Genomic DNA, 13,789 nt, shown 5'->3' on the forward strand with positions numbered 1-13,789 from the left:
TTATCGGAATTGGTATAAGTTTAGAGAAAGTTAACATAGAACACGCGTTAGTTTTCTCTAAACAATCTATCCTATATATTCCAAAACAATTTTATTCCTTTCAATTTCGGGATCGGGAATTGGTACAGCTGATAACAGTGCTTTGGTGTAGTCATGTTGTGGCGCAGTATACAGTTGTTCTACATCGGCCATTTCTACTTTGTTGCCTTTGTACATTACCAATACTCTATCGGAAATATGTTTAACCACCGCTAAATCGTGGGCGATAAAAATTAAGCTAAGGTCAAGTTCTTGCTGAAGCTTTTTAAGTAAATTAATTACTTGCGCTTGAATAGATACATCGAGTGCCGAGACGGGTTCATCACAAATGATGAGTTTAGGTTTTAATATTAATGCCCGTGCTATGCCGATGCGCTGGCACTGCCCACCAGAAAACTCATGGGGATAACGGTTAATTAAGTTAGGCTGTAAACCCACTTTGTTCATTATTGCTTGTACTTGTTCTTTACGTTCACTTCTCGATAACTCTGGGTGATAAGTTTTCAGCGGTTCAGCGACAATTTCACCTACGGTCATTCTTGGATTGAGTGAGCCGAGTGGATCTTGAAAGATCATCTGAATATTACGACGCTCAGCAAGCCATTCTTGTTTGTCGAATTGGGTGAGGTCTTGGCCATTCCAGATAACCTTACCTGAGGTTGGTCTTAATAAGCCGATAATGGCGCGAGCTAAGGTTGATTTTCCACTGCCTGATTCACCTACAATACCTAAGGTTTCACCTGCCATTACTTGAAACGAAACACCGTCAACCGCTTTTAAATTATTTGGTTTTGTCCAAGGTAGGGCGTTCTTTTTAACAATAGAAAAATGCACTTTTATATCTTGCACGTCTAAAATAGCCGTGGGTTTATCACGTGTTTTTTCAGGTTCTAAATTAGTTTTAGGTGTAAGTTCTGGTTCAGCCTCAGACTCGATAGATGCTGATACAGTTACTAAGCTCTGTAAGTTTTCTACGTCTTTATCTAATCTCGGAACCGCTGCTAACAAGGCTTGCGTATAAGGATGCTGGGCGCGATAAAATATATCGTCAGCGCTACCAACCTCTTGCATTTCACCGTTCTGCATTACTAATACATTATCGCAAATACCAGCCACAACACCCAAATCATGAGTGATCATAATTATCGCGGTATTAAACTCGCTTTGAAGTTCGCGTAATAACTGCATAATTTGCGCTTGTACGGTAACATCTAAGGCGGTGCTTGGTTCATCGGCAATTAATAATTGAGGTTTGCACAACAATGCCATGGCGATCATCACACGCTGACACATACCGCCTGAAAATTCATGAGGATATTGGTTCATGCGCTGAATTGCATTAGGAATTTTTACTGCCTCTAACATGGCAACTGATTCGTTATAGGCTTGTCTTTTACTCATAGCATTGTGCTGGCGTAAGACCTCAATTAACTGTTCACCTACTTTCATGTAAGGGTTAAGTGAGGTCATAGGATCTTGAAAGATCATAGCAATTTTTTTACTACGAATTTGGTTTAATTCACTGGCTGGAATATTTAGCAATGGTTGCTGCTCGAATGTCGCCGAGCCGTGAATAATCGCATTGCTTGGCTGTAAACCCATTAGGGCAAATACCGTTTGGCTTTTGCCTGAGCCAGACTCGCCAACAATACCTAAGGTTTCGCCTTGTTTGATACTGAAACTTAAATTATTAACCGCGGTAACTATGCCCTCAGGGGTGCTGAACTGCACGGTTAAGTTATTAACTTCTAATAGATTGTCTGTTGACGACATGGGCAGCTCCTAATGTTGCTTTGGATCGAGGGCATCACGTAAACCGTCACCCAGATAGTTGAAACAAAATAGCGTTAATATCATAAAGGCAGCAGGCACTAAAAGTTGCCAAATAGCCACTTCCATAGTTTGTGCGCCTTCTTGTAATAACGCGCCCCATGAGGTCATCGGCTCTTGCACACCTAAGCCTAAAAAGCTTAAAAAAGATTCAAATAAAATCATACCCGGCACTAATAATGTGGCGTACACCACCACTACACCAAGTACATTAGGCACAATATGACGAGTAATAATTTTCCAGTTACTTACCCCGCATACTTGCGCGGCTTCAATAAAGGCTTTACCTTTTAAACTTAAAGTTTGTCCGCGAACAATTCTTGCTACGTCTAACCAAGACACACAGCCAATGGCGACAAAAATAAGAAAGATATTACGACCGAAAAAGGTTACTAGTAAAATCACTAAAAACATAAATGGCATTGAGGATAAAATTTCTAAAACGCGCATCATTAATCTGTCGGTGTTACCGCCAATAAAGCCTGATGCGGCGCCATATAAAGTGCCAATTAATACCGCGACAAACGCACCCAAAATACCAACCAAAATAGAAATACGTCCGCCAACTAACACCCGCATATATAAATCACGACCTAGTGAGTCGGTACCTAAGTAATGACCATTCTCCCAGTTAGGACCGGTGTGAATATTTGGCCAGTCGGCCACATCAAAACCATGTGCGCCCAGTAAAGGACCAAATAATACGGCAAGAATAATAAAGCTAAGAAGATAAGCGCTAACCATAGCGGCACGATTGGCTTTAAAACGACGCCATACGTCTTGCCAAACACTACGTCCCTGTACCTCTGTTCCTTGCGCTATTTCTTTAGTTATTCCTGCCGAGAAGCTTTCAACCGCTTGGCTGTTTTTTTGCTGATTCAACATAATTTTATTTTCCTACTCGTAACGGATTTTAGGATCGATAGCGGCTAGCAATATATCGACAATCGCGTTGAAGGTAATGGTTAAAAAGCCAATTAATATGGTTAACCCAAGCACTAAAGAATAATCACGATTTAAAGCGCCATTAACAAATAATTTGCCTAAACCGGGTAAGCCAAAAATAGTTTCGATAACCACTGAGCCAGTAATAATGCCGACAAAAGCCGGTCCCATATAAGAGAGTACAGGTAACAAGGCAGGGCGGAGTGCATGGCGTAACACTATGGTTGAATAGGGTAAGCCTTTGGCTTTTGCGGTACGAATAAAGTTAGAGTTTAGGGTTTCAATCATAGAGCCACGAGTAATACGAGCAAATGAAGCAATATACAGTAAAGACATACTTAACATGGGTAATAAAATGTATTGCCAACTGCTGCCTTGCCAGCCACCTGCAGGAAACCAACCTAGCTGAATTGAGAACATATAAATAAGCACAGGCGCTAATACAAACGACGGCATAATAACGCCAAGCATGGCGGTAGACATCATGGTGTAATCAAACCAGGTATTTTGTTTAAGTGCTGCCAAAGTGCCAATGCCAACACCGACAATGGTAGTAAAAATGAACGCGACTAAACCAATGGTGGCTGAAACAGGTAGTGCTTGTTCAATTAATTCGTTAACGGAATAGTCTTTGTATTTAAATGACGGGCCAAAATCACCTTGTAAAATATTACCGAGATAAGTGAAATACTGCTCATGAATAGGTTTGTTTAAACCGTATTCGGCTTCTATTTTTTCAACAATTTGCGGAGGCAAGCCACGCTCTGAAGAAAAAGGGCTACCCGGAGCCAAGCGCATCATAAAAAAAGAGATAGTGATTAATATCAATAATGTCGGAATCGCTTCTAAAAAGCGTTTAATAATAAATTTATACATAAATATTGTTTTCTCTCTTTCCTAAATTCTACATGTTGCGGAAGCTAATTTACTCCGGGATACGTCAACTTTGAAGTGCTCAAGTATGCCAATTCAAAGTATTTTAATATGTCACCCCCGAAGTTTCTTATCGGGGATCCATTCACTAATAAAACAATGGATCTTCGACAAGACAACTCGAAGATGACGTTGAAATCAGTTACTGCCCAAGTGCTCAATATGTCATCCCCGAAGTTTCTTATCGGGGATCCATTCACTAATAAAACAATGGATCTTCGACAAGACAACTCGAAGATGACGTTGAAATCAGTTACTGCCCAAGTGCTCAATATGTTATCCCCGAAGTCTCTTATCGGGGAGCCAGTTGTTAAAATATCATGGATCTTCGATCAGACACTTCGAAGATGACGTTTTCCACATTTACCTGACGTAACGAGCTAAACATCAAATTTATTCCGTCTCATTATCAGCAACTTTATACATTAATTTACTTGGAATAATATCCAGTGCGTTATTCATTGAATACCCTCGAATATTTGGGTTAACTAAACGCGCTAATACATAGTGATAAATTGGGATAAGCGGCATATCTACCGCCAACAAGGCTTCAGCTTCTTTGTAAGCTTGTTGTCTGTCTTGATTCGATGTTGCTTGTAATGCTCTATTTACAATGGCGTCATAGGCTTTGCTGTAGTATTGCATGTCATTTGACGAGTTGTTAGACATTAACAAGGTAAGAAAGGTTGACGGCTCATTGTAGTCACCACACCAACCTGAGCGGGTAAGTTGGTAAGTACCAAAACGGCGGGTGTCTAGAAAGGTTTTCCATTCTTCGTTAATTAATGAAACTTTAACAGGCAGAGACTGTTTCCATAATTGTCGTACTGCTGTAGCTATTTTTTTGTGGTTTTCACTGGTGTTGTAAAGCAGCTCAAATTCCAGAGGATTATCTTCATCATAACCCACTTCTTTTAATAATCGTTGCGCCTCGGTGTTACGTTTTTCTTGGCTCCACGTCGCGTATTCTGGTAACTCGGCAACCATATCAGCAGTCTTATCTGGAGTGAAATAATAGGCAGGCGCTTCACCTTTACCCGTTATGTACTGGGTAATGATATCTCTATCTAAGGCGTAAGCTAAAGCTTTACGAATACGTACATCGTCAAACGGTGGGTTGGTTACTCTAACGCCATAATAATAAGTACAAAGCAGTGGGGAAATTTTTAAAGAGTCGCTGTACTTTTCGCTTAATCTATTAAAATGCTCGTTAGGCACAGAATCAGTAATATCAATTTCACCGCTCAAAAAGCGATTCATTTCAGCGACTTGATTTTCAATAGGTAAATAAGAGACTTGCTCAATGATGACTTCATCGGCGTCCATGTAAAGTGGATTTTTCTCCAGAACAATACGCTCGTTTACCGTCCATTTTTTTAAGGTGAACGCGCCATTGCCAACAAAGTTTCCTGCCCGAGTCCATTTACTACCAAACTTTTCAATAGTTGCTTGATGCACGGGTTTTGTTGAGGTATGCACTAACATTTTGGGAAAGTAAGGTAAGGACTCATTTAATTGTACTTGTAAAGTAAAGTCGTCAAGCGCTTTAACACCAAGAGTCTCTGGCTTTTTATCGCCTTTAATTATGTCTGCGGCATTTTGCATGGTGGTCATTTCTAAATACCAGGCATAAGGTGATGCGGTATTAGGATCAAGCAAACGGCGCCAACTATAGACAAAATCATGGGCGGTAACGCGCTCACCATTAGACCATTTAGCGTCTTTTCTTAAATAAAAAGTAAAGCTTTTATTATCAGTGGTTGTCCAGCGCTCTGCGATTAACGGGATTAAATTACCATTTGCATCTTCAGAGGTTAAGCCTTCCATTAAATCACGCAAGACGATACTCGCACCTAAACCTTCTACTTTATGAGGATCTAATGAGGGAACCTCTGCGCCTATACCACGTACTAGCTGTTGTTCTTTTGCTAATTTAGTACCTTGGGGGATATTTGCTGCATGCGTGGACATAAACGGTAGAATTAAGATGATAGCTAAAATCATTAATAACATTCTGTTATATATATTGCAGGGAATGTTAAGTAGATATTGGATAAACATACATGGCCTTTTAATTTATTTTTCTTTTTGCTGGAGAGCAGATCTTTCAAGGGTAGCAGCGGAGCCCTAGTATTGGCTAAAAAAGGGGGCGAGGGCAAGTAACAATGTAATAAATTATAAGAATATCAAGTAGAAATAGGAGTGAATTATAGTTTTTCTTATAAATTAATCTTTTCATATTGAATAATATAAGTTAACTGTCAGCTATCATGAGTTTTTTGGAAAGAAACGATTACTGTGGTTGTAGTGAAAGTTTTAACGTTATTTGCCATTCATTTTTAAATTATTGCTCTCGGTGTTAAAAATATCCAATTAGTTTGATTTTTATACTAAAAAAACTTGAATAATCTTTACCTTAGGCCATTATTAGAATTATTACTGTAATTGGAAATGGATATCATAGGCTATAATTTTATGACATTAAGTAATACTTTTGAATTTACTCCCGAAAAGAGTGACTCTAATTTTGATAAACCATTAGGTAATTCTCTAACTCCTTGGAAAATTTTGAGTGTCGAAGATGATCTCGATTACCAGGAGTCTTTAGTCTTCGCAATAAAAGATATGACTTTTCAGTCTCGAGCTGTTGAAATTTTAACCGCTAATTCAGCTGCTGAAGCAGCACAAGTATTAGTTCAGCAACACGATATTGCCGTCATTTTGCTCGATGTAGTGATGGAGGAAGATGATGCGGGTTTACGATTAATAAATACCATTCGTAATGTGCAAGGAAACTCTGCCGTTAGAATTATTTTATTAACGGGACAGCCTAGCTTTGCTCCTCGATTAAATGTGATGCAAGAGCATGACATAGATGAATATTGGAATAAGGCAGAAATTCAACAAGATATGCTTTGCTCTGTGCTCAGCGCACATTTAAGAACATGGCATACGTTAACAGAATTAAAACAGGCGACGCTTGGCTTACAAATGGTTGTTGATGCTTCTCGTAGTTTAAGTAGTAAATATGACCTCGATAGCTTTACTCATGTGGTTATGAAAGAAATAGCTCATGTTATTAATGCATCAGAAGATAGCATTATTTGTGTTTCTAAACCTTGTAAGTATAGAGCGGATGATGTTCATCAGCATGCGAAGATTGTCGCAGCCACAGGCAATTTTAGTCGTTACCTTGACCACGAATTCGATCAGGATATACAAAAGCAATTTGGTGAAATCTATAACCTTGCAATCAAAAATGGTTCGCACCAATTCAATAACCTTCATTCTGCATTATATTTTCCTGGTGACGGGGTGCTCGCTGAATACTATTTAATTTTAGTTAATAATGAACAGCCGTTAACTAATTACCACATTAATTTATTGCAAGTTTTTAGTGAAAATATTGCTAGCGGATTTGCTAATATTGCGTTTGTAAATCGATTGAATCATCTAGCTTATAAAGATCAATTATTAAATATCTATAATCGTACTTGGTTTCAACGAGAGTTAGCTGCAATGAGTTACGATGATAAATGTAACACTGAGTTACTCATTTTAGATGTAAATCAATTTACAACTAAGGTTTTAACTTTCGGAGAAGAACATTCCACGCAATTAATAAAGCAATTATATAAGTCTATTCTCAATGTAACCAATGAGCGACATATTATTTCTAGAGTAGGAACTGATACGTTTGCTATTTTATGTCCTAAAAGTGATGTGCTTAATTTAACTGCTTTATACTCTTTAATTGATCAGCCTGTTGCTATTGAAGGAATAGCGCATAACCTAGGTATAACAATTGTAAGAATGGACTTATGTTTACTTAAAGAACTTGCCCCAAATAAGGTTCTTTATTTAGCTTTAAGCACTTTAAGTATTGCTCATCAACAAAATCTCTCTTTATTTGATTACTCTCCTGAGTTACTTGATAAAATGACTGGAGAGTCAGAAATAATGCATGGTTTAAGAAATGCTATTATACAGTCTGAATTATTTATTGTGTTACAACCTAAAGTAAATTTGAAAAGTAATGCGGTTATTGGTTTTGAAGCTTTATTACGTTGGAAAAGAGGGAATGAATACGTGTCTCCTGCGAAATTTATTCCAGTGGCAGAGCAGTCTGGCCTTATCAACCAACTTGATCAGTTTGTATTTCTTGAAACGGTCTCGGCTCAGCAACAACTGACTGAACAAGGCTATCAGTTACCTATTTCATTTAATGCAACCTGTGCTGATTTAAAAAATGAAGCGTATATTAATACTGTTATTTCTGTGATTGAGAAGGGGGATATTAACCCTAAATTACTTGATCTTGAAATTACTGAGTCACAAGCAATGCTCGATTATAAAGAACTAAACCCTGTGCTGATGCGTTTTCGTCAACTTGGTTTGAATATTAGTATTGATGATTTTGGTACCGGCTATTCATCGTTGGCACATATCGCAAAATTACCAGCGACGACGATTAAAATTGATCGTACTTTTGTGACTAATATAGAAAATGACCAGTCTAGTTACCATGTTGTTGATATGGTTATGGGATTAGCGAATAAATTTGGTTTCTCAGTCATCGCTGAAGGTATTGAAACAGAAGGTCAACAGAACATGTTACTCAAACATGGTTGTGATAAAGGCCAAGGATTTCTATTTTCGAAACCACAACCATTAAGTGAGATACTCGCATGGCTTCCTACACAGACGGTTGATTAATATTAGGTACTTTATAATAGATATTAAGTGAATATTTGATGCTATTTAAGCCAACTTAATATTACTAAAGGGAGTTGTGGTATGCGTACACTGCACAAAAAGTCGTTGTGGTGGCTTACTAAATTTGGAGTGATAGCGGTAGTCAACTTTGCAGTAACTATCTTTATTGCTAAAGGAGTTTATGATTATAAAGTAGAGCGTGAGCTGGATGTTATAGGAAATAAGCAGGAGCATGTAATTAATGATGCATTAGGCTATTTTAACCGCACCTTGGGTGATATGAATAATGGTATTAACCTCATTTATCACAACCCCTCAACAGCTAAGGCGTTAAATAACAACTTATCTGTTAATCAAGATTTATTAGATAACGTTTTTACTTTTTATGGTAATAGTTTGCAATCGTTATTGCAGGTGCGTTGGCTTGACTCGCAAGGGTATGAACGTGCTAGGGTTGACGTTATTAATGATCAATCCACCGTATTAGAACGTTCTTTACTACAGAGAAAAGCTCACCGTTACTATTTTCAAGCTACCATGAGAACAAGGTACCCAACTGTTTATTTTTCTCCAATTGATCTTAATGTTGAACACGGTGTTATTCAAACACCTCATCAAGCAACTATTCGTGTTGGCTTACAAACTGGACAGAATGACGGTATGGAAAATGGAGCTTTAATCGTTAATTATGATCTAAATAAATTACTTGCTCGTTTACGTGCATTTAATGATGAAACAGTGCAATTACAAGTTATCGATGTTCAGGGTAACTGGTTACTTAATCCCAATAAAAATAAAGAATGGGGGAAAATACTCGGTCACCAAGATAATGTTTTACCAAAAGCGAATACCGATTTATGGACGTTTTTACATGAAGATAATTATCATAAATCAGAGGTGATCAGCGGTGAACTCATTACTTTTCGTAAGACAGATATAACATCGGGTAATAGCCAAGAGTCCTCTTTATTTTTTGTTGCTGTCACACCTAAATCTGAAATTGACCGTATTGTTTGGTTGGCATTTTGGCCTGTAGCATTGTTAACCTTGAGTATTATTATTTTTATTGCTTATTTGTTATGTAGAGATTTTAAGTTTCAACGAAAACTCTATTTTTTAAATGAAACATTAGCGATGGATAAAATTGAGTTAGAAGCGGCAAATAGTAAAATGCTGGAGTTGCTGGATCAACAGCATCAGCTACAAAACGATCTTATAGAGTCCGGTAAACTCTCTGCTTTGGGGATGATGGTAGCGGGTGTTGCCCATGAATTAAACACACCAATAGGTGCGGCGTTAATGGCAATATCAAAACAGCGTAGTAATGATGAAAAATTGCAACAACTATTACAGCAAGGATTAACAAAGTCAGCACTTGATGAATATTTACAGCAAAGTAACTATAGTACAGAGCTGAGTGAGAAAAATTTGAAGCGTTCGGTTGAACTCATAAAAAGCTTTAAACGATTAGCAATTGACCGAGTACAAGAAGAATTAGTGCATTTTGGGTTACATCAAGTGACAGATGATTTAATCAGATCATTATCACATAAATTGAAAAGTCATTCTGTGGTAGTGAAAGTTAATATTACTGAAGAATGCACTTTGTTTGGTTACCCAGGCATTATTTCTCAAGTATTACAGAACTTGATTATTAACGTGCTAAACCACGCATTTAAACATGAGCAAAGGGGCGTTGTTAACATTACCGCTTCTAAAATTGAAGGTAATTTACTTCAACTCATATTGAGCGATAACGGAGTAGGTGTTGATGAAAACATTTTACCGAATATATTTGAACCGTTTGTTACCAATAATCGTTCGGGCGGTAATACGGGGCTTGGTTTACACTTTGTTCATCAGTGGGTTACTGAGTCTTTAAAAGGCTCTATTAAGGTTAGTTCTACACTAGGTAAGGGAACAACATTTATTATTTTGGTTCCGTGTGATTTACCCCATGTGGTATGAAATACATCAGACACAACAGAATAAATAAAAGAGTGATAACACCTTAATTAACCTAACATCGGTTTAATAAATCGTTCTCTAGCAGCTACTTTATTTACTTTCATCGTAAATTTACTTGTAAAGTAAAATAGAGCTTTATTATTTTACTATTGGTACGGACAACGTGCTCTTTATATAATCTTTCTCTAAACCAACCAGATAATAAACAAGGTGAATTATTAGCGACTCTTATGCTTGAGCATAATGGTTATACTAAAGCGATAAACGATTTACCACAAAATGATTTAAAAGTGAAAGTACTTGAATTAAACCGCAATAAGATTAAAGGCAAATTAACAGCGTTTTTGGGTGACTTAGCGACCCTTTTTAATTTTAATTAAGGGTATTGATATGTCGTGTTGAAAACAGTAATAATTTATAATGATTAAGCACGTTCATTAGTAATAAAATTAACGATACTCAATTGAAACTATATACAAATTAACTATTTAGAGAGTCTAAATAAAGAATGCTTTTCAATAAAATACAATGCTTACGCTTTTCTCATCTATTAATTTTAATCAACTATATTGGGTTGTTACTTGCCACACTTTTTTCTATTAGTGCTTTGTCTATAGAGCCGATGCCAATTGTTGATAATCCATCAATAAAAAAACATCTGCACATACTTTTAATTAACTCCGGTAATAGGGATTTACCAATGGAGAGAGAAATATTAAATGGCTTAAAAGAGGAGTTGAAAAAAAGCCCTGTTGTGGTTGACATATATCAAGAATACTTGGATTCAGCACGCTTTAATGAGCATTCGCAAAGTGCATTTTTGGCAAACTATTTAGCAACAAAGTATGAAAATACCCCGCTCGATGTGATTATTTCAAATGGTATTCCTGCCGCTAGCTTTTTAACAAGTAACCTCGAAGTCTTTAAAGACAATAAACAAATATTTGTTCGTTCAGGTGAAGTGGATGTTAGCCAAGTTAAGAATAAAGTACTGATTGATGCCAGTAACGATTATAAAAAGTCAGTGAATGATCTTATTCGTTTAACCTCTCCTAAAAAAATAGTGGTACTTGCTGACAAACAAGCGACGCTTGCTCGCGTCCACCTAAATAGTTTAATGACAGAGTTTGAACTTTTACCAAAATCAATTAAGGTTGAATACGTCGTTGATGCACCATTGGTGACTTTACGGCAACAGGTATCTAATCAACCAGCCGGTACTATAATATTATTTACTCCGATAATGCGTTTTAAAAATGGTTCGTTTCAAACTCCCTATCAAACCGTATCTGAATTAGAGCAAATCAGCAGTGTGCCTATTTTCAGCTTTTGGGGTTCTATGATGGGGTCGGGTATTGTTGGTGGCTATATGCTTTCGGGTACTAAAGTGGGTGAAGCTATTGGTACCATTATTATAAATATTGCTAAAGGGAACGAAATTAATAACTATTCAGCCGATTTAGTTAATATGCATCTGTATGACTCACGGCAATTAATTAAACACAATATAGATGTAAAATCTCACTTTCCAAATGCAATAATTAGATATCACCAACCGACTTTTATTGAGCAGTATCGGTCTGGCATTATTTTAACGTTACTCATATTTACCTTATTAGCTATTTTCATCTTACTGTTAAGTATTGCGAATAAAAAAAGAAAATTAGCGATCAGAGCATTACACCGAGAGCAAAATTTATTAGAGAAGCGTGTGCTAGAGCGTACTGACGAATTACTCGTGGAAAAGCAAAAGGCGGAAGCAGCCTCAATGGCTAAAAGTGACTTTTTAGCGAATATGAGTCATGAAATAAGAACGCCGATGAATGGAGTAATGGGGATGCTTGGCCTGTTAAACAATACGCCAATTGATGAACAACAAAAACATTATATAAGTATTGCCGAAAGTAGCTCGCAGTCTTTATTAACGGTCATTAATGATATTTTAGATTTCTCTAAAATTGAAGCAGGTAAATTAGATATCGAAAATATTGATTTTAATTTACAACTACTCATTGAAGAAAGCCTGACATCAATGAGCTTTCTTGCTTATGAAAAAAACTTAGAATTGATTGTTGATACCCAAGGGCTTAAAGACATTTTTGTTAAAGGGGATCCTAGCCGTATTCGTCAAATATTTAATAACCTTGTTTCTAATGCCATTAAATTTACTGAGTCTGGTGAAATTGTTATCAGAGCAAAAACCGAAAGAATTAATAACGATAAGCAAACTATTGCAAGTAAAGAAATTATCTACTTTTCTTTTATCGTCACTGACTCTGGTATCGGCATAGATGCTGAAAAGGTGAATAGTTTATTTTCAGCATTTACCCAAGCTGATAACACCACAACCAGAAAATATGGCGGTACAGGTTTAGGTTTAAGTATCACCAAACAACTTTGTCGGTTAATGAATGGTAAAATTTCGGTGGTTAGTGACTTAAACAAGGGCAGTACTTTTACCGTAGAGCTTAATTTAGAGAAAGGAAGTGTAATAGACAATGAGGCGACCTTTATTGATATCACTGATAAAAAATTCCTTATTGTTGATGATAATGCTACCAACCGAGAAGTCCTAGTTAGTCAATTAGAGTACTGGGGAGCTACTGTTGTCTCGGCTGAAAATGGTGCACAAGCGCTTGCTTTATTAACCAGTAGTAGTGCACCAAAGCTTGATGCAATTATTCTTGATTTTCAGATGGAAGAAATGAATGGTGTTGAGCTAGGTAAAAAAATTCATGATATTACATACTATAAATCAGTAAAATTGATGATGATGACTTCTGTTATGTTAAACCAAAATTATCAATATTATATTGATAATGGTTTTTCAGCTTATTTAACTAAACCAACAGCAGCGACTAAATTAATTAAAGCGTTATCTATGGTGCTAGGCCAAAAAGACCTACAAGCCGCAACATTGATTACTGAGTACAACACGGAAGGTGTAGAGGAGATTAAAGACTTTTCTAGTATTAATATTTTACTGGTTGAAGATAACCGTATTAATCAAAAAGTAGCGCTAGGTATGCTTAAGCATTTTAACGTTAACTGTAAAGTGGCTAATAATGGTTTAGAAGCCCTAGATATTTTAGAAAAAGGTCTACCAATTGATTTGGTGTTAATGGATTGTCAAATGCCAGTAATGGATGGTTTTAAAGCAACCGCAGCTATTCGCGCTAGTGATAAAATAGCTAATGCTGATACTTTGCCTATCATTGCTTTAACAGCTAATTCGATGAAAGGTGATAAAGAAAAGTGCCTAACTTATGGTATGAATGATTATTTATCTAAACCTATTAACTTAGCTGAGTTTACAGGTAAGCTAAAAATATGGTTTGAGCAGACTAAAACGTAAATT

8 protein-coding genes are annotated in these 13,789 nt (G+C 36.7%); 4 read left to right on the forward strand and 4 right to left on the reverse strand.

Going from position 1 to position 13,789, the window contains the following annotated elements:
• Positions 1 to 66: 66 nt before the first annotated feature.
• The 4 genes from KO502_RS17255 to KO502_RS08210 all read right to left on the reverse strand — a co-directional run bounded on the left by KO502_RS17255 (position 67) and on the right by KO502_RS08210 (position 5,751).
• Positions 67 to 1,812, reverse strand: coding sequence for an ABC transporter ATP-binding protein (locus KO502_RS17255; protein WP_216022096.1), 1,746 nt, complete (start codon positions 1,810 to 1,812; stop codon positions 67 to 69).
• Between the two features lie 9 nt (positions 1,813 to 1,821).
• On the reverse strand, positions 1,822 to 2,754 hold the full coding sequence (oppC, locus tag KO502_RS08200; protein ID WP_216022097.1) for an oligopeptide ABC transporter permease OppC: 933 nt from the start codon (positions 2,752 to 2,754) through the stop codon (positions 1,822 to 1,824).
• Positions 2,755 to 2,766: 12 nt separating this feature from the next.
• Entirely contained in the window at positions 2,767 to 3,690 is a 924-nt protein-coding gene (oppB, locus tag KO502_RS08205) for an oligopeptide ABC transporter permease OppB (protein WP_216022098.1), read from the reverse strand.
• Between the two features lie 450 nt (positions 3,691 to 4,140).
• Entirely contained in the window at positions 4,141 to 5,751 is a 1,611-nt protein-coding gene (locus KO502_RS08210) for an ABC transporter substrate-binding protein (RefSeq protein WP_252730643.1), read from the reverse strand.
• Positions 5,752 to 6,222: 471 nt separating this feature from the next.
• Here KO502_RS08210 and KO502_RS08215 point away from each other — a divergent pair, with 471 nt between their 5' ends.
• The 4 genes from KO502_RS08215 (at position 6,223) to KO502_RS08230 (ending at position 13,786) form a co-directional block, all read left to right on the forward strand.
• The gene (locus KO502_RS08215) at positions 6,223 to 8,463 is read left to right on the forward strand and encodes an EAL domain-containing protein (RefSeq protein WP_216022099.1); all 2,241 of its coding nucleotides are present in this window, start codon (positions 6,223 to 6,225) and stop codon (positions 8,461 to 8,463) included.
• An 81-nt stretch (positions 8,464 to 8,544) separates the two neighbouring features.
• Positions 8,545 to 10,431: a HAMP domain-containing sensor histidine kinase gene (locus tag KO502_RS08220; RefSeq protein ID WP_216022100.1), complete on the forward strand. Its 1,887-nt coding sequence runs from the start codon at positions 8,545 to 8,547 to the stop codon at positions 10,429 to 10,431.
• Positions 10,432 to 10,661: 230 nt separating this feature from the next.
• Positions 10,662 to 10,811: a hypothetical protein gene (locus tag KO502_RS08225; RefSeq protein ID WP_216022101.1), complete on the forward strand. Its 150-nt coding sequence runs from the start codon at positions 10,662 to 10,664 to the stop codon at positions 10,809 to 10,811.
• A gap of 320 nt (positions 10,812 to 11,131) precedes the next feature.
• Positions 11,132 to 13,786, forward strand: a complete 2,655-nt coding sequence (locus tag KO502_RS08230) for a response regulator (RefSeq protein WP_216022102.1) — start codon at positions 11,132 to 11,134, stop codon at positions 13,784 to 13,786.
• Positions 13,787 to 13,789 lie beyond the last annotated feature (3 nt).

The organism is Colwellia sp. E2M01, from assembly GCF_018860585.1.
GTDB lineage: Bacteria > Pseudomonadota > Gammaproteobacteria > Enterobacterales > Alteromonadaceae > Colwellia.